Genomic DNA, 17,492 nt, shown 5'->3' on the forward strand with positions numbered 1-17,492 from the left:
GGAGTGGTTGGATGCGTGGTTGGGGGAGTATCGGCCGACGGTGGGGATGTATTTCTCGGGGGGTACGTCTTCGGCGTATCAGGCGAACATGTGGCTCTCGACCTTGGGCGCGCTGGAGGGACGCCCGGTGATCGTGTTGCGGGAGCGGTTCATGGTCCAACGCATCGAAGCGACCGACGTACCGATCCTGTGCATCCCCAAAGTCGCCGACCTCATGCGCCTGGAACACTCCAGCCTCCGCATGCTCCTCCACCCCGCCAACTCCGGCAAAACCAGCCAGGTCCTCCGCATCCCCACCATCAAACACGCCTTCACCAACCACGGCGAAAGCGACAAACTCTCCTCCTGCAACCCCTACGCCAAGGCCTACGACGAAGTCTGGGTCGCAGGCCCCGCCGCCCGCGAGCGCTACCACCTCGCCGACATCGGCGTCGAAGACAAAGACATCATCGAAGTCGGCCGCCCCCAACTCGCCCCCATCAACCCCCACACCGGACCCCCCACCCCCGACCGCCACACCACCGTCCTCTACGCACCCACCTGGGAAGGCTGGACCGACGACCCCGGCAACACCAGCATCATCCACGCCGGCGAACACCTCGTCACCGCCCTCCTCGCCCACGACCACATCCGCCTCCTCTACAAACCCCACCCCATGACCGGCACCGTCGACCCCCGCGCCGCCGAAGCCGACCACCGCATCCAAACCCTCATCCGCCACGCCAACACCCAACGCACCGGACCCCGACCCAGCGGGCGCGACGAGCTCGCCCGTAGAACCGTCGAGATGGCCGCGCTCGTCGGCGACCGCCGCCGCAGGGACGCGGACGAGGTCGAGCTGATGCTGCGCCAGTCGCAGCCCGAGCCGGGGTGGGCGGCGCGGGTGCGGGAGGCGGCGGCCGCCTGGGAGGAGACGTACTGGGCTTCGCTGCCCGAGTGGGAGCACCAGATCGTCACCGGGCCACGTCCCGGCCTCTTCTCCTGCTTCAACGAGGCGGACCTGCTCGTCTCCGACGTCTCCAGCGTCGTCTCCGACTACCTGGTGAGCGAGAAGCCGTACGCCGTCGTGAACACGAGCGGTCTGCCGGAGTCCGAGTACCGCGAGCAGTTCCCGACGGTGCGCGCGGCGACGATCCTCACCCCCGACGCGTCCGGCGTTCCCGCGCTGCTGGAGAGCGTCCGCAACCCGGGGGAGGACCGACTCGCCGAGGCGCGGGCGGAGTTGAGGGCATACCTCCTCGGACCGAACGAGCCGCCCCCGCTGGAGCGGTTCGGCCGTGCGGTCCTCCGCCTCGTCGCCGAGGCGGAGGACCGGGACACCCGTCTCGCGGGCCGCGCCGAGGCGCCGGGCTGAGGTCGCCCGGCGGCTGCGTCGACGGTTTCACGCGGGGGTCGAGGTCTGCGGCACCTCCTCGGGCCCCGAGGCGCCGGCGGGCGCGGTCTCGTCGCGCGGGGTGGCGGTGAGCGGTGGGGTGGAGTCCTGCGGTGTCGGGCCTGCCGCGAGCACCAGGTTGTTGTTGACGGAGAAGTAGAGCCGCAGCGACCTCTCGGTGCTCAGCGCCACGCGGGGCGGCATGTCGGTCTTCTTGCGGTCGGGGAGGTCGTCGAGGAGCCGCGCGAGCCGCACGGGACGCGCCCCCGGAGCGGGCCTGAACCAGAGGTCCCAGGCGGTCTCCTCGTCGCTGCGGGCGAGGGCGCCGGGCAGGTCGTAGGGCACCTCGAAGCTCGCGGAGGCGCGATCGGCGCCGGCCGTACCGAGCCGGGCGAGGGGCAGTTCGAAGCTGCGGGCGTCCTCGCCGCGGGCCACGCCTGCGAGCATCGCCTGCCCCTCGGGGGCACGGCGCGCCTCCTCCGCGGCGCGGCCGTACAGCTCGGTGTCGAGCGTGCAGGAGCTGGGGCCGAGCGAGACCTCGACGACCTCGGCGTGCCCGTCCCTGTGCCACGCGCGTACGGCGAGGAACCCGCCGGCCGTGGCGTACGGGACCCACGGTGTGAGCACCTGCCCCGAACCGCCGACCTGGAGCGGCGCCGGGTTGCTCAACAGCCGTGCGCTCTCGACCATTTCGACCCGCACCCGGGTGTGCTCCGCTCCGGCTGACGTCCTCACTTCGACGAAGGCATCCCAGCGGGCTTCGGCAAGCCGCTGCTCCCGCCGGTCCACCACGACTTCGGTGCGCTCCTCGACCGAGGCCCCCTGCTGCTCGGGCAGCGGCAGCCGCACCTCGGGCACCCCTTCCTTCTCGTACCGGGTACGCAGCACCAATGCGGTGCTTCCCGCGGGGAGTTCGGCGGTGCGCAGCGCAACGTGCAGCCCCCCGTCGCGTGCGACGCGTACGTGCGCGGAGGGGTTCGGGAGCGACGGCCGGCGCTGCGCGTTCCCGCGCGCCGGGCGCAGGCGCCGGAGCACCGGGCGGAGCACCCCGGCGAGGAGTCTGCGCACCCGGGGCGCACCCGGGACCCGGCGCAGCGCGCGCCCGCCGGTGGCGCGGACCGCGGCGCCGGCGCCGGAGCTTTCGCCCTCGCCCGGCGGCGAGGTGGCGGACTCCGCGTTCTTCTTCGCGGGTGCCGCCGCGTGCGGAACGCCGCCGGGGGTGAGCGGCTGGAGCGGCTCGGGCGGGTGCTGCGGGGCGCTGCGCGCGGGGCGCTCGGCGAGCAGCCGCTCGAAGAGCTGCTCGTACTCGGTGGCGATCCGCTCGGGCGCGTACCGGGCCGCCTTGTCGAGTGCGTTCCTGCTCATGCGCCGGCGCAGTCCGGGGTCCTCGATGAGGTGGAGGAGCCCGTCGGCGTACGCGTGGACGGTGAACTCCTCCTCACCGCGCGGCGAGAGGACGCCGTCCTTGCCGTTGGTGATGATCTCGCCCGGTCCGTAGGGGCAGTCGGTGCTGACGACGGGGACGCCGCAGTGCATCGCCTCGATGATCGTCATGCCGAAGGACTCGGCGTCCGAGGAGACGGCGGCGATCGCCCCCTTAGCCCACTCGGTCTCCAGCGGCGAGTGGGCGCCCATGAGGAACGCCCGGTCGTAGAGGCCGAGTTCGTCGATGGAGCGGCGCAGATTGGCGCGCTGCTGGCCGCGGCCGTAGATGCGCAGCCGCCAGTCCGGGTGCTTCTCGCTGACGAGCGCGAAGGCCCGCAGCAGCCGGTCGTACCGCTTCACCTTGATCAGCCGGCCGGCGGCGATGATCGTCCGGGACTCGCCGTCGGAGGGCTCGACATCGGCCGGCGGGACGGCGTTGGGGATGCAGACGATCTCGGTGTCGCTTTCCATGAGGGCGGCCCGGTAGTCGGCGGCGTCCGCGTACGAGACGGTGACGAAGCCGTCGAGGTGCGCGATGGCGGCGTCCTGATGGCGCCGCTTGTGCTCGCCGTGCATGCGGTGCGTCAGGTGCTCCTGGCCGATGCGGAGGGTGTCGGGCGAGCCGTACGCCGCCAGGTAGTCGTTGATCTTCGGCCGGGTGGCGATGACGACGTCGGCCGCAAGGGTGCGCAGGCACTCCCGGATGCGGTCGTCACCGAGCTCGGTGGAGATGCCGCGCGCGAGGTGGTCGGCGCCCTCGGTGAAGCGGCGGCTGGGCCGGTGGAAGCGGGGATCGTCGCCGTCGTAGCCGGGGGAGTCGCGGCGCAGGTCGATGAGGGAGGTGAGGGTGATGCGCGGGTCGAAGGGGAGTGCCGGGGTCTCTCGTGTCCTCCTGAGGCTGACTACCTGGACCTCGTGCCGATCGGCGAGGGCCCGGGAGAGGTTGACGGTCGAACGAATGGTGCCGCCGATGCCGTAGGCGTTGTCCAGCAGGAAAGCGATCCTCATCAGGTGCTCCGCACTTTCTCCCCCCGCAGTGATACGGGTGTTCTTCTCTTACTGCTCTGAGTGATATGCACAGTGATATGCACTGCGCTCCCGTATTGCGCAATTCATGTTGCGGGGGTCGGAGCCGGTGCTCTGGCGCGCGTGAGGCGCTGACCAGCGCGTACGTACCTCATGCAGGGGCAGGATCGGTCCTGGAACGACTCAGCGCTATCCCTCTTTCGGGTTCCCGGCGGCAAGGCGCTCCGGGGTGGTGCACGCCCGTCCTTATGGTCGGATCAATGGAGATCGCCGACCGTGCCAGGACGGCACCGAGGACCGCGTACACGGCCGTGGAGCAGGCAAGCCGCGGTACCGCAGCGGGGCTCGCGGTGCAGGAGATGCCCGAGGGACGAGAGATGCCGAACCTGCAAGAGGCCGAGCTCCGGTCCACCGCATCACCGGAAGCGGCGGGGAGCGTTCACCCGCCCCGTCGGAAGCCCCCGGAGACCGGCGGGCTCTCTTTCCTCGCCAAGCTGGTGCCCTCGCGCGTCCTCTCCGGCTCGACCGCCTCTGCGGTCGTCGACGGACGCAGCAGAGATCCGTTCCTGGACAACGCGAAGTTCCTCCTTGTCGTGCTCGTCGCGGTGGGCCATAGCTGGGGGCCCGTCGTCGAGGCGGTGCCGGCGGTGAAGCCGCTCTACCTCTTCGTCTACGCCTTCCACATGCCCCTCTTCGTCACACTGTGCGGTTACTTCTCGCGGAACTTCCAAGGCCGTCCCGACCAGGTCCGCAGGCTCGTCGCGGGGGTGCTCCTGCCCTACCTCGCCTTCGAGGCGATCTACTCCGCGATGTACGTGGTCTGCTTCGGCGAGGAGTTCGCCTGGACGCCGACGTCGCCGCGGTACCTGTGCTGGTTCCTCGTGGGGCTCTTCTTCTGGCGGCTCACGGCGCCGCTGTGGTCGGCGGTGCGCTTCCCGCTCGCGTTCGCGGTGGCGATCTCGCTCGTCGCCGGGCTCACCGACGTCGGGGGTGAACTCGCCCTCTGCAAGGTCCTGATGTTCCTTCCCTGGTTCGTGCTGGGGTTGCGGCTCAGGTCGTCCCAGTTGCGTCCGCTCCGCAACAGGGCGAGCCGCAGGTGGGCGCTGCCGGTGCTGGTGGGGGCTCTTGTCGGCGCGTACTGGGCGGCGCCCCGGGTGACGACGCAGTGGCTGCTGATGCAGCAGAGCTACGAGCAGCTCGGCGTCGCTCCGGAGGTCTACCTCGGGATGCGGCTCGTCCTCTTCGCGGTCGGCCTGCTGCTGTGCGCCGCGTTCCTCGCGGCCGTTCCCGCCGTGCACACGCGGTTCACCGCCTTCGGCGCCCGCACCATGTATCCGTTCCTGCTCCACGGGCTGCTCATCAAGGCGTTCGAGGGGCTCGGCGGGTACGAACTCGTCGTCGACTGGGGCGCCTTGGCGATGGTGCCCGTGACACTGCTCGCGGCAGCCGCGGCCGTCGGGCTCTCGACGGCTCCGGTCTGCCGGTGGCTGCGTCCGCTCGTCGAGCCGCGGCTGCCGGGTTTCCTCACTCCGCGGCCCCGGACATCCACACAGCGGACCGGGACGGGCGCCGGGGTGCAGAGTTCGACGGCGGGCGCGAACGCCGACTGAACATCGGATGTCTCGCGGCGGACGGTCCCGACAAGCCCTGACGATTCGAGGTGCGCGGCGCTGCGCACGCCCCCTGCGCTCGCCTATACAGGCCGTGGACCGACGCGAGCCCCGGCGTGCGTACCGCAGGGCTCCACCACCCCGCTTGTTCAGGAGCGCCCTCCCCGATGTCCGCACCACAAGCACCCGGCGCCGCCGAAGCCGACGCGCACCCGGCGCAGCCGCCGCGTTCGCTCCACGAGGTGCCCGGCTGGTTCTACAACACCGACCTGATCCTCTTCGATCTCCTCCTCGACCGGCAGCGCCGTCTCCGACACCGGGGCGACATGTTGGAGATGGGCGCCTACCTCGGGAAGAGCGCGGTGCTTCTGCGGGCGTACCTGCGTCCTGAGGAGACCTTCACCGTCTGCGACCTCTTCGGCTCCCCGGCGCCGACCGAGCACAACAGCCGGGAGACCGAGCGCTCCTACGCCACCCTGACCCGCCGCGGCTTCGAGGCGAACTACCTCGCCTTCCACGAGGAGTTGCCCCGTATCCTCCACGCGCCGACGAGCGTGGTGCCCCGCGAGGTCCCCGCGGAAAGCTGCCGCTTCGTCCACGTGGACGCCTCCCACCTCTACGAGCACGTGCGCGCCGACATCGCCGCGACCCGAGGCGTCCTCGGCGGCGCCGGCATCGCCGTCCTCGACGACTACCGCTCCGGCCACACCCCCGGCGTCGCCTGCGCCACCTGGGAGGCGGTCCTCCGCGGCGGATTGCGGCCGATCTGCACCAGCCCGCACAAGTTCTACGGCACCTGGGGCGATCCGGCGCCGCTCCAGGAGGAGTTGTACGAGCGGTTGAGCGAGCGCGGCAGGTGCTGGTTGCAGTGGCAGGAGGTCGCGGGGCAGCGGTTGCTGCTCGTCGCGGCGAAGGACTCGGCGCCGCCGCCGCTCCCGTCGCCGCGGTGCACGTCCGGCGGGGAGGCGGCCGACAGGCCGGCGTCCGGGGTACGGGCGTCCCGCGCCCGTGTACCCGCGGGGCTGCGGCGAACCGCGGTGGACTGGCTGCCGCCTGCCGTGGTGCGCGGGCTCGTCCGGGTGCGGGGGCGTGCGCTGGGCGCGCGGGCACGCCTGTGAACTACGTGCCATTTTCCGTCCGTTGAAACTTTTTCGAGGACGCCGGGGCAGCGCGCGCGGGGCAACCGAGGCGGCGCTCACCGCGGACGGGAGTCTCTCCGCGGTCCTGGCGCTGCGACCCCGGCCGCCCTGCTCCCGAGCGCGAGCAGGGCGGCGCCGGTTCTGCCGCGTGGAGCCCGAGGGCGCGGTCCTCGCCGGCTCCGCGCCTGGCACCGCACGCCCGCGCGGGCCGCTCTGCTTGTCGAGCTCGGCGGCGCCGAAGTGCGCCGCTTCCTGGGGGATTCGGACGCCGCGTACGTGAGGCAGCGGGCGTCGCGGCACCTTCCGCGTGCGTCCGCCTGTGCACGCGTGTGGGCCGCCGGCGCCTTCGTCGCCCTCACCCGGTCGGCCCGCCCGAGGTGCCGCCGGCGCGCGGCCGCGATTGGATGCCAAACGCGGGGCCGCCCTTGCGGTCCCCGTACGAGGGGTCTCCGACCGGAACGGTGAGCGGGCCAACCACCCGTCGCCGCAAGCGGGTTGGGTGCCGTCCTCCGGGGCGGCTCCTCGTGGCAGCGAGTCGTACCGCACGGATACGGGAGTGCCCATGCAGAGCCAGCAGTGCCGCGTCGCGCCGGGGGCGCAGGTCGCCGAGGACGCCGAGATCGGCGCAGGGTCGGCGGTCTGGGAGCTGGCGCAGGTACGCGAGGGCGCCAGGATCGGTGCCGACTGCGTGATCGGACGGGGCGCGTACATCGGCCCCGGGGTCGAGGCGGGGAACCGGGTCAAGGTGCAGAACCACGCCCTCGTCTACGAGCCCGCCGCCCTCGCGGACGGCGTCTTCGTCGGCCCGGCCGTCGTGCTCACCAACGACCGGGCGCCGCGCGCCGTGACGCCCGACGGCTCGGCGAAGCGGGCCGGGGACTGGGAGCCCGTCGGTGTCTCCGTCGCCGAGGGGGCGTCGCTGGGGGCGCGGTCGGTGTGCGTCGCGCCGGTGCGGGTCGGGCGGTGGGCGATGGTCGCGGCCGGTGCCGTCGTGACGGCGGACGTGCCGGACTTCGCGCTCGTCGCCGGCGTGCCCGCCCGGCGGATCGGCTGGGTCGGCAGGGACGGGGCGCAACTGGTGGAGCGCGCGGGCGAGCCCGGCGTGTGGGAGTGCCCGCGTACGGGCGAGGTCTATCGGGAGCGGGAGGGCGGGGGGCTCGTCGAGGAGCCGTCGGCGGCTGCGGGGGAGCCGGGAAGGGAGCGCGCCGCCCTGCCGCTCGGCTGAGCCGGGCCGTACGGGCGAATTCCTCGGTGCGGCCGCTAGCGCGCTGCCGCGACCGGGTCGACATGGAGGGGAACGAGCCGTGCTGACGGAGGGATCGCGCCATGGACCGCGAGCGCAACGCACCCGAGAACGTGCCGGCCGCACAGCCGGTGATCGGTGAGGAGGAGATCGAGGCCGCGGTGCGGGTGCTGCGCAGCGGCCGCGTCGTGCAGGGGCCCGAGGTGGCCGCCTTCGAGGAGGAGTTCGCCGAGTTCGTCGACGGACGTGCCTGCGTCGCCGTCAACTCGGGGACGTCGGCGCTCCACCTCTCCCTGCTGGCGCTCGGCATCGGGCACGGTGACGAGGTCGTCGTCCCGTCCTTCTCCTTCGCCGCGACGGCGAACGCGGTGCGCCTCGCCGGCGCCGAGCCGGTCTTCGCCGAGATCGACCCCGAGACCTTCTGCCTCGACCCGGACGCCGCCGCCTCCGCGATCGGCCCGCGCACCGCCGCGCTGCTCCCCGTCCACCTCTACGGACACCCTGCCGCCGCCGACCGCCTCGGTGCGCTCGCCAGGCGGTACGGGCTCGCCCTCGTGGAGGACGCCTGCCAGGCGCACGGCGCCGCCCTCCACGACGTGCGCGTCGGCACGTTCGGTGAGGCCGGCTGCTTCAGCTTCTACCCGACGAAGAACATGCACGCGCTGGAGGGCGGCATGGTCGCCGTCGAGGACGCCGAACTCGCCCGCACGCTGCGGCTGTTGCGCAACCAGGGCATGGAGCGTCGGTACGACAACGAGATCGTCGGCGCCAACTTGCGGATGACCGACGTCGCCGCGGCCGTCGGACGGGTCCAGCTCGGCCGGCTGCCCGCGTACACGGAGCGGCGGAGGGCCAACGCGAAGGCGCTCGACTCGGGGATCACGACCCTGGCCACCCCGCCGGTCGCCGATGGTGCCCGACACGTCTACCACCAGTACACGGTGCGCGTCCCCGGCGGCCGACGGGACGCGGTGCAGCGGGAGTTGGAGCTCCGCGGCGTCGGCAGCGCCGTCTACTACCCGACGCCGATCCACCGGCTCACGCCGTACGCGCAGCAGCAGGCGGGGCTCCCCGAGACCGACAGGGCCGCGGCCGAGGTGCTCTCGCTCCCCGTCCATCCCACGCTCACCGCCGGCGACCTGGCGAGGGTGGTGGGCGCCGTCGACGAGGCGGCGGCCGCGGCAGGGGCGGTGGTCGAATGAGCACGGCGGACGCGGCCGTGGACAGGCCGACGCTGCGCGCCGGGCTCGTCGGCCTCGGTGCGATGGGGCGCAACCATGCGCGGGTCCTCTCGGGGCTCGACGGGGTGGACCTCGTCGGCGTCGTCGACCCGGCGGCGGACGTGGCCGAGATGCCGCCGGGCGTGCCGCTCCTCGACCGGCTGGAGCGACTGCTCGAACTCGCCCCCGACTACGCGGTGGTGGCCTGCCCCACCGGGTACCACGAGGAGGTCGGTCTGCGGCTGGCCGCCGGCGGCATCCACGCGCTGATCGAGAAGCCGCTGGCGCATACGCCGGAGGCGGCGCGGCGGCTCGTCGACGCGTTCGAGGCCGCGGGCCTCGTCGCGGGCGTCGGACACATCGAGCGGTTCAACCCGGCGTTCCAGCAGCTCCGTTCGCGGCTGGAGGCCGGGGAGCTGGGCGAGGTCTTCCAGGTGGTGACGCGGCGGCAGGGGCCTTTCCCGCACCGGATAGCCGACGTCGGTGTGGTGAAGGACCTGGCGACCCACGACATCGACCTGACCAGTTGGATCACGGGCCAGCCGTACACCTCGCTCTCGGCGCGGACGGCCTCGAAGAGCGGGCGCGTCCACGAGGACATGGTCTCGGTCGTCGGGGAGTTGGCCGACGGCACGATCGTCAGCCACCTCGTCAACTGGCTGAGCCCCTTCAAGGAGCGGTTCACCGCGGTGACGGGCGAGCGCGGCTGCTTCGTCGCCGACACCCTCACGGCCGACCTCACCTTCCACGCCAACGGGGCGTTCGCGACGGAGTGGGAGGCGCTGCGCGCCTTCCGCGGCGTCGCGGAGGGCGACATGATCCGCTACGCCTTCCCCAAGCGGGAACCGCTGCAGGTGGAGCACGAGCGGTTCAGGGATGCGGTGCACGCCGGCGCTGCCGAGGTCGCGGACCTCGTGACGGTGCGCCAGGGGTTGCGCACCGTCGAGGTCTCCGCCGCCGTGCTGGAGTCCGCACGCGCACGCAGCGACGTCGGCGGCGCGGCCGGCGAACCGAGCCACGCGCCCGCGCCGCTGTGACGCGGCGGGCACACCGATCCGAGCAGCCACGTAGGAAGGCCCGCCGATGCCCGACTCGCCGATGAACAGGATGTTGCGGGGAAGAGGCGGAAGAGCCGGGGCGCCGCGCGTCCTCTACCTCGCCTACTACTTCCCGCCCAGCCGTGCGAGCGGCGTCTTCCGCGCCCGGGCGACGGCCAACCACCTCGCGTCCCGGGGCTGGGAGACTACGGTCTTCGCGGCGCCGAGGGAGTTCTTCGAGGAGTACCTCAGGGGGGCGTGCGACCCCTCGCTCGAGGCGACCGTCCATCCGCGGGTCCGGGTGCACAGGCCGCCGATGTCGTTCTCGCACTGGGAGCGCGACGTGCGCAGATACGGCGTGCTGCGCCGCAACTTCCCCGCGCTCTCGCGGGAGCTGCACCGCGCGCTCCAGAGCCGCGTCTTCCCCGAGCTGTACCTCAACTGGATACCGCGGGTGCTCGCGGACGCGGTCGCCTGCCATCTGCGGCGGCCCTTCGACCTCGTGCTCGCGACGGGCAACCCCTTCGTGTCCTTCGCTGCCGCCTGGTTCCTCGGGCGGCTCCTCGGCGTCCCGTACGCCGTGGACTACCGGGACGCGTGGACTTTCAACCAGTTCACCGAGGAGCCGAAGTTCCCCGCCGGCTCCCCCGCCCACGGGTGGGAGCGGCGCGTTCTCGAAGGGGCGGCCGAGGCGGTCTTCGTCAACGACGGGATGCGGCAGTGGCACCGGGAGCGCTATCCGTCGGCGGCTGAGCGCATGACGGTCGTGCCCAACGGGTGGGAGCCGGAGCTCCTGGGCGACCAGGCGTTCCGTCCGCCGGACCCGGACCGCCCCCTGCGCTTCGGGTACCTCGGCACCGTCACGTCCTACCTGCCGCTCCGGGAGCTCTTCGAAGGGTGGCAGCTCGCGCGCAGCCATCCGCTGCTGGAGGGGGCCGAGTTGGTGATCCACGGGCATCTCGGCTTCTTCCCCAAGGACGCCGCCGCACTGCGCCGGCGCCTGCCCGTGGGCGGCGAGACGGGTGTGCGGTACGCGGGTCCCTTCGACAAGGCGGACGTGCGGTCCGTCTACGCGCAGAACGACGCGCTGGTCTTCTGCGTGCCGGGGGCGCGGTACGTGACCTCGGGGAAGGTCTTCGAGTACATGGCGTCGGGGAAGCCGGTCGTCTCGGTGCACGAACCGGAGATCGCGGCGGCCGAGGTGCTGAGCGGGTACCCGCTGTGGTTCGCCGGCGGGGAGTTGACGGCGGAGGAGGTGGCGCGCTCCTTCGTCGCGGCGGCCGAGGCGGCGCGCGCGGGGGACCGCGAGCGCCACACGCGCGCCGTCGCGCACGCGCGGGCGTTCACCCGGGAGGCGACCCTCGGACCCTGGGAGCGGCGGCTGCGGAGGCTGGCGGGGCACCCGGCCCCGGAGGACGACCCCGAGGCGTCGGCAGACCAGTCGGAGCGGAAAGCGGAGGCGACACGATGAGGCGGACGACGGCAGCGGCGCCGGCACCGACCGGAAGCCGCGTGCTCTACCTGGCGCTCGGCGGCTTCCGCATTCGCGCGGCGCTCGACCGCGTACGGGAGTTCGCGGCGGCGGGCCACCAGGTGCTCCTCGTGGTGCCCGACACCCCGGCCTGGCGGCAGGCCGGAAAGGTGCCGGGCGTGGCCCGGGTGGTCCTGGACACCTCCGGCGGGCAGGCCGCGATCCGCGCGGCGGACCGGTTGCTCGCCTCCCCGCGCAGCCCGCTGCCCCGCACCGACCTGCTCGTCGCGGGCGACGCCGTCGCGCTGCCCGTCGGATGGCGCGCGGTGCGGCGGAGGCCGGGCGTACGCCTGGTGCTCGAGCCGTCGGGCGTCGTCGGACGGCGCACCTCTCCCGCGGAGCTCGCGGTCGTGACGCCGTGGTACCCGTCGCCGAACAACCCCTTCGCCGGCGCCTTCGTGCAGGCGTCGACGGACGCTGTGCGCGAGGCGGCCGAGCGGATCTCGATCCTGCACACCGAGGACTGGACGGGGGAGACGCACGGCCGCGTGCAGTCGGCGGCGGTCGCGGCGGCCGACCGCCTCCTCGACGACCCCGCGCGCATCCCCGTCCTCGACACCCCCGAGGGCGAACTCACGCGCGTACCCGTGGTGGTGGGCCGCCGCCGGGACTACGCGCAGTGGGTCGCGGCGAAGGAGCAGGCGCTGCGCAAGGCGCTCCCCACGGGGCGGATCGAGGCTCCCGTGATCCACGCGCACACCGGCATCTACGGCGGCGTCCTCGCCATGCGGCTCGGCCGCCCCGACGCGCGCATCGTCGTCACCGAGCACGCGACGTTCCTGAGCCGCATCTTCGAGCAGCGCGCGGCGAAGGCGCTCTACGAGCGGGTGCTGGAGCGGGCCGACGCATTCCTCTGCGTCGGCAGCCTCCTCCGCGACCAACTCGCCGAAGAGTTCCCGCAGTACGCGGAGAAGGTGCAGGTGCTCCCGAACGTCATCGACTTCGACAGGTTCGCTCCCGGACCGCCCCGCGATCCGCGGCTGCTGCGGTGGCTGTACCTGGGCCGCCTCGTCGAACACAAGGGCGTGGACGCGCTGTTGGAAGCGTTCGCACAGGTGGCCGCGGATGAGCCGGAGGCCGCACTGACGATGGTCGGCTCGGGAGCCCGCGAGTGCGCACTGCGGGAGCGCGCCGCCGAACTCGGCCTCGGAGACCGCTTCACGGTGCTGCCCCCCGTGGCCCCCGAGGAGGTCAACACCCTGTATCACCGGCATGACCTGCTCGTCCATCCGTCGTGGTTCGAGACCTTCGGGATGACGCTCCCCGAAGCCGTCGCCACCGGCATGCCGGTGCTCGCCGCGCGCAGCCACGGGCCTACGGAGACGATGCAGGGCGTCGAGGAGCTCGTGGGCGGGCTGATGGACGTCAGCGAGGACCCTCAGGTGATCGTCGACGCCTACCGCGCGCTGCGGGGCCGCGTCGACCGGCTCGATCTCCCGCGCGCCACCGAGGAGTTGAAAGCGCGCTACGGCAGGGAGGTGATCGGCGCCCGACTCGCCGAGGTCTACCGCGGCGGCGGCCCCGCGCTGGGCGACGACGACACGGACACCATCGAACTCCCCTGGATCGTCGGCTCGTTGGCGCCGGGCCAAAACGCCGAGGACCCCGAAGAGTTCACCGAAAACGACGAGCGCGGCCCCGACGAGTACCGCAAGGAGGGGGCCGACAGCTACGACGAGGAGCAGGACGAGCCGGAGGTGCCGCCCCTCGGCCGCCGCCCCGGGACGGCCTTCGGGTTCGTCTCCGACGGCGCGGGCGACATCGTTTCGGCCGGCGCTGCACCCCTGCCCACCGCGGAGGCGCCGGCGGCACCGCAGGCGTCGGACGCGCCCGCGGCCACCCGTACGCAGGCGGTGCCCTCCGTCACCGAGCCCGCCGCCCCGCCCGCTCCGGGCGCAAGCGACGTCGCGCGCGCCGTCGCGCCAGACGCGGCGAGCCGGGCGCCGGGCCGCGTGGTGCTGCTCGCTGTCGCGCCCGGGCGCCCGCGCCGGGTGAGCGGCTTCGCCGACTACCTCGTGGCGCGCGGCGTCCCCGTCGACCTCGTCACCGCCGACCGCGGGCGCTGGTCCGGCACCCGACTCGACCCGCGCGTACGGCTGTTGAGCGTGCAGGAGGCCGAACGCAGGCTGGCGGGGCCGCGGATCGAGCGGTTCCTCGTCTTCGGGCTGCCGCGCCGGGTCCTCGTGCGCGCCGAGCGCCTCGCTCGCCGGGCCCGCTCGACGATCGCGCCCGAGACCGGCATCGCGGCGCTGCGGCGCAAGCAGCTCCGCGCCTCCGACCTCTTCCACCAGCGCGTCTACCAGCGTGCGCGGCGCCTGTCCCGTCCCCGTACGTTCGCCAGGCTCGCCCGCCGGCACCTCCTCGCCGAGCTGCGGCCCGGCGCGGCCGAGCGCGTCTTCGTCTGCGACGAGCCCGCCACCGTGCTCGGCTGGCAACTCGCCCGCAGGTACCCGCACTTGGATGTCTCCAACTCGCTCGACCAGGAGCCGTACGCCCGACTCCCGCTGCTGGAGCAGCCCACGACGCCCACCTGGACCCGCACGGGCGGGCTCCACGGGACACGGGAGGTCGCCGGGCCGTGACCGGGCGGCCGCCGGTCAGCCGCGTCCGAGGAAGGCGGAGAGCGCCTGGACGGTCCGGCGGCCGTCGTGGTGTTCCTCGGCGAACTTGCGCGCAGCCGCACCGATCCGGGTCGCCTCCTCGCGGTCGTCGAGAAGCGCCTCCAGCGCGCAACGGACGGTCCCCGCACGGGCGTTGACGAGCGGCACCGGCACGCCGAGCGCTGCCTCCACCGCGGCGTCGAGGCGCGCGAGCACCGGCTTGCCCGCGGCCATCGCCTCGCAGGCGAGGTTGCCGTAGGCGCCGACGCCGAACTGGTCGACGACGACGTCGGCCCTGCGCACCCGCTCCCGGACCTCCGCACGCGGCACCCCTTCGACGAGCTCGAACCGCACGTGGCCGCGCCGGTCGAGCTCCTCCAGCGCGGGCACGATGCGCTCGGTCCCCTTCGTCCACCGCTGCGAGGGCGCGTGGAGCACGACGGGCCGGGAGCGCTTCATCACCGGGTAGCCCCTGGCGAAGGCGGCGACGTCGACGACGAGCGGCATCCAGACGGCGCCCGCGGGGAGGTCGGCGAGGAGGTCGGGGGTGGTGGCGAAGACGGGGAGACCGCTCTCCTCGGCGACTCTGCGGTTGCGTTCGGCGAGCCTGGTCAGCCTCCGCCGCACCTCCTCCGGTGCATCGCGGAAGAGCGAGTCGGCGCCGTGCCGTTCCAGGTGGCGGGCCGGATGGCGCACCTCGCTGCCGCGTGCGAGGAGGGCCGTGCGCAGCGGGCTGCGGAGCAGGTCGGGCAGGTCGTCCTCCAGATGCGGCCCGTTGAGGCGTCCGAACACGGGGCGGAAGGCGTCCGCGAGCAGGTGCGTGTACCCGGCCAACACCCGTTGGAGCTGCTCCAGTTGAACGTGCGGGCGGTAAGACGACCGCGGGTCGAGGAAGACGTCGACGGGGTGGACGAGCTTTTCGGCGGCGTTCGCCATGAAGACCTCGGCGGAGACGTCGTCGCGCGCCGCGCAGACGGCGCGGGCGACCTCGGCGAGCTGCCCCGAGTGGTTGGCGGGCCCGAGGCCGAGCCGTACGGGCGTCTCCCCCAGCGGGGTCCAGCGCGGCTGTGGCGCGTCCGGCTGCGGCGCGGGAGCCCGTCTGCGGCAGCTCCGCCCCGCCGCGTCGAAGTCGGCGGGCGGTGGCAGCAGGCCGGTCAACTCCGCGTATTTGTAGGGCAGTTCGGTCGCGGGGAGCACCGGAGGCGCGATCGCGAGTCGGTGCTCCGCGCGGAGGGCGCCGGCGCGGGCCTCGGTCTCGGTGACGACCGCGTCGGCGCGGTGGAGGAGTACGCACTCGGCCGCGGAGTCGGCGCCGGCGGGTCTGCGCGGCTCGTAGACCCAGCGGCACCGGTGGCCCGTCGCGCGCATCCGCGCCGCCGCGTGCGCCGCGGCGACCGCCGTCGGCAGCCCGCACGCGTGCACCGCGTCGGGGCGCAACCGCTCCAGCAGCGGCCCGAAGGCGAGGTCGAGCGCGAGCAGCCGCGGGCGGTGGACGAGGAGTTCGGACGGCGCCGACCACCGGGCCGCGCGCACCCGCTCCGTACGCACCGCTCCGTCGAGCCGCTCGAGGCCGCCCCTCGCTCCGGCCGCGAGCAGCCCGTGCGGACGCAGGCGTGCGACGTCGTGGGCCCTCCGCGCCTGCCGCGCGCCTCGCCGCACGGCGGCCGCGACGTGCCGCAGTGCCTTCCGCCGCAGCCGCGCAGCCGGTCTGCGCGGCGGGCGCCGCAGCGGCCACCCGCCCACCGGCAGCAGCACCACGGGCACCGTCCCCAGCACCGTGTGCCGGCGCCCGCTCCCCGCACTCCGCGCGAGCACCGCGACGTCCCAACCGGTACGCACGGCCGCCTCGCAGATCCCCCGCACCCGCGCGGCAGCACCCGGCACCCGGGCGGGCGCCGACTCGTCGAGCACCTCGGCGCTGAGCACGACGAGCCGCGGTCTGCGCCCCGAACTCCCGTCCGTGGAGGGAGACTTCGGGCCCGCCATCAGGAGGCCCCGCGCCGCATCGCGGCGACGGCCGTGAGCGCGGCTGTCCCGTCGCCGTACGGGGCGGTGCGCTCCTGGTGGGGCGCGGGGCGGGTCGCCAGGTCGGCCCAGCAGTCGGCGCCGAGCGCGTCGGGGTCGGGGACGAGGATGTTCCAGTCGCCGGCGAGCGTCTCCGGCCACTCGGTCTCCGTCCGCAGCGTGGTGCACGGGCGCCCGAGGAGGTACGCCTCCTTCTGGAGCCCGCCCGAATCGGTGACGACGCCGTGCGCGCCCAGCACCGCAGCGACGAGCTGCGCGTACGGCAGCGGACGCGACACGTGCACGCTCCCGCGCGCCAGCTCGACGCCCTGCGCCCCGGCGCGGTCCACGAGGCGCGGATGCGCGAGGAGGACGACGGGCAGCGGCAAGTCAGCGAGGGACGAGGCGAGCGCCTCGAGCCGGCCCGGCGGCTCCGTGTTCTCCGCGCGGTGGAGCGTGGCGAGGAGGTACGGCTCCCCCGGGCGCAGTCCGTCCGGCAGCGGAGCCGGCGGTGCGCTCCCCGCGTGCACGGCGTCCCTGGTGGCGAGGCAGACGTCCACCATCACGTCGCCCGTGAGCTCGGCGCGGTCGTCGAGCCCCTCGGCCGTCAGGTGGCGGACGGCCTCCTCGGTGGGGGCGAGCAGCAGGTCGGCCGCGTGGTCGGTGAGGACGCGGTTGTGCTCTTCGGGCATCCGGCGGTTGAAGGAGCGCAGCCCCGCCTCCAGGTGCGCGACCGGCAGGTGCTGCTTCACCGCGGAGAGGGCGCCGGCGAGGGTGCTGTTGGTGTCGCCGTAGACGAGGACCCAGTCGGGGGCCGTGTCGGCGAGGACGGGGTCGAGCGCGGCGAGCGCGTGCCCGGTCTGCGCTCCGTGGCTGCCGGAGCCGGTACCGAGGTGCACGTCGGGTGCCGGAATGCCGAGTCCGGAGAAGAAGACGTCGGAGAGGTCGGCGTCGTAGTGCTGTCCCGTGTGGACGATCGTGTGCTCGTGGCCGTCCTTGGCGAGTGCGGTCGAGATCGGTGCGAGTTTTACCAACTGCGGGCGTGCGCCCACGATGCTGACGACTCTCATGTGCGCTCACAGGGGTGCGGCGGCGGGAATTCGACAGGCTGGGACGGAAGTGCTCAGGGCGGAAGCAGGGCCGCGAGACGGCGTCCGAAGTGCGGATTCACCCCGTTGGCCTGCTTGTTGCCGCTGTTGTTGACAACGCGTTCGGCGATCATAACGACAGTCAGTCAGCCAGTGAGAAAAGCGCAACCGGTGAGTCTTCGGCCGTGGACCGAGAA

General features: G+C 73.6%; 10 protein-coding genes and 1 pseudogene. 8 read left to right on the forward strand and 3 right to left on the reverse strand.

Annotated elements, in window-relative coordinates; all coding sequences use genetic code 11:
- A pseudogene (locus tag F603_RS32995) lies at positions 1–1,354 on the forward strand (hypothetical protein); the annotation flags it as partial.
- A gap of 27 nt (positions 1,355–1,381) precedes the next feature.
- On the opposite strand, the gene F603_RS0126315 reads toward F603_RS32995, so the two are convergent.
- Complete coding sequence (locus F603_RS0126315) at positions 1,382–3,805, reverse strand: glycosyltransferase family 4 protein (RefSeq protein WP_019548930.1); 2,424 nt, start codon at positions 3,803–3,805, stop codon at positions 1,382–1,384.
- A gap of 278 nt (positions 3,806–4,083) precedes the next feature.
- Here F603_RS0126315 and F603_RS33000 point away from each other — a divergent pair, with 278 nt between their 5' ends.
- The 7 genes from F603_RS33000 to F603_RS33635 all read left to right on the forward strand — a co-directional run bounded on the left by F603_RS33000 (position 4,084) and on the right by F603_RS33635 (position 14,185).
- Positions 4,084–5,433, forward strand: coding sequence for an acyltransferase family protein (locus F603_RS33000; RefSeq protein ID WP_019548931.1), 1,350 nt, complete (start codon positions 4,084–4,086; stop codon positions 5,431–5,433).
- A 167-nt stretch (positions 5,434–5,600) separates the two neighbouring features.
- Positions 5,601–6,551, forward strand: a complete 951-nt coding sequence (locus tag F603_RS0126325; protein ID WP_019548932.1) for a class I SAM-dependent methyltransferase — start codon at positions 5,601–5,603, stop codon at positions 6,549–6,551.
- A gap of 583 nt (positions 6,552–7,134) precedes the next feature.
- Positions 7,135–7,797, forward strand: coding sequence for an acyltransferase (locus F603_RS0126330; protein WP_019548933.1), 663 nt, complete (start codon positions 7,135–7,137; stop codon positions 7,795–7,797).
- A gap of 101 nt (positions 7,798–7,898) precedes the next feature.
- Positions 7,899–9,017 (forward strand): DegT/DnrJ/EryC1/StrS family aminotransferase, encoded by a 1,119-nt coding sequence (locus F603_RS0126335; RefSeq protein WP_019548934.1) that lies wholly within the window; start codon positions 7,899–7,901, stop codon positions 9,015–9,017.
- Positions 9,014–10,072 (forward strand): Gfo/Idh/MocA family protein, encoded by a 1,059-nt coding sequence (locus tag F603_RS0126340; protein ID WP_019548935.1) that lies wholly within the window; start codon positions 9,014–9,016, stop codon positions 10,070–10,072. Before F603_RS0126335 ends, F603_RS0126340 begins: the two co-directional genes overlap by 4 nt.
- A gap of 46 nt (positions 10,073–10,118) precedes the next feature.
- Entirely contained in the window at positions 10,119–11,543 is a 1,425-nt protein-coding gene (locus F603_RS0126345; RefSeq protein ID WP_019548936.1) for a glycosyltransferase, read from the forward strand.
- Entirely contained in the window at positions 11,540–14,185 is a 2,646-nt protein-coding gene (locus F603_RS33635; RefSeq protein ID WP_019548937.1) for a glycosyltransferase family 4 protein, read from the forward strand. Before F603_RS0126345 ends, F603_RS33635 begins: the two co-directional genes overlap by 4 nt.
- A gap of 15 nt (positions 14,186–14,200) precedes the next feature.
- On the opposite strand, the gene F603_RS0126355 is transcribed toward F603_RS33635, so the two are convergent.
- Both F603_RS0126355 and wecB read right to left on the reverse strand, forming a co-directional pair.
- Positions 14,201–16,189, reverse strand: coding sequence for a glycosyltransferase family 1 protein (locus F603_RS0126355; RefSeq protein WP_245600911.1), 1,989 nt, complete (start codon positions 16,187–16,189; stop codon positions 14,201–14,203).
- Positions 16,189–17,277, reverse strand: a complete 1,089-nt coding sequence (gene wecB / locus F603_RS0126360) for a non-hydrolyzing UDP-N-acetylglucosamine 2-epimerase (RefSeq protein ID WP_019548939.1) — start codon at positions 17,275–17,277, stop codon at positions 16,189–16,191. Before wecB ends, F603_RS0126355 begins: the two co-directional genes overlap by 1 nt.
- Positions 17,278–17,492 lie beyond the last annotated feature (215 nt).

It is taken from the genome of Streptomyces sulphureus DSM 40104 (genome assembly GCF_000381025.1).
Lineage (GTDB): Bacteria > Actinomycetota > Actinomycetes > Streptomycetales > Streptomycetaceae > Streptomyces > Streptomyces sulphureus.

What these genes read in the sequence shown, in the direction of transcription:
- F603_RS33000 (WP_019548931.1), top strand. Translation starts at nt 4,084, where the DNA reads ATGGAGATCGCCGACCGTGCCAGGACGGCACCGAGGACCGCGTACACG.
- F603_RS0126330 (WP_019548933.1), top strand. Translation starts at nt 7,135, where the DNA reads ATGCAGAGCCAGCAGTGCCGCGTCGCGCCGGGGGCGCAGGTCGCCGAG.
- F603_RS33635 (WP_019548937.1), top strand. Translation starts at nt 11,540, where the DNA reads ATGAGGCGGACGACGGCAGCGGCGCCGGCACCGACCGGAAGCCGCGTG.
- F603_RS0126340 (WP_019548935.1), top strand. Translation starts at nt 9,014, where the DNA reads ATGAGCACGGCGGACGCGGCCGTGGACAGGCCGACGCTGCGCGCCGGG.
- F603_RS0126355 (WP_245600911.1), bottom strand. Translation starts at nt 16,189, where the DNA reads ATGGCGGGCCCGAAGTCTCCCTCCACGGACGGGAGTTCGGGGCGCAGA.
- F603_RS0126315 (WP_019548930.1), bottom strand. Translation starts at nt 3,805, where the DNA reads ATGAGGATCGCTTTCCTGCTGGACAACGCCTACGGCATCGGCGGCACC.
- wecB (WP_019548939.1), bottom strand. Translation starts at nt 17,277, where the DNA reads ATGAGAGTCGTCAGCATCGTGGGCGCACGCCCGCAGTTGGTAAAACTC.
- F603_RS0126325 (WP_019548932.1), top strand. Translation starts at nt 5,601, where the DNA reads ATGTCCGCACCACAAGCACCCGGCGCCGCCGAAGCCGACGCGCACCCG.
- F603_RS0126345 (WP_019548936.1), top strand. Translation starts at nt 10,119, where the DNA reads ATGCCCGACTCGCCGATGAACAGGATGTTGCGGGGAAGAGGCGGAAGA.
- F603_RS0126335 (WP_019548934.1), top strand. Translation starts at nt 7,899, where the DNA reads ATGGACCGCGAGCGCAACGCACCCGAGAACGTGCCGGCCGCACAGCCG.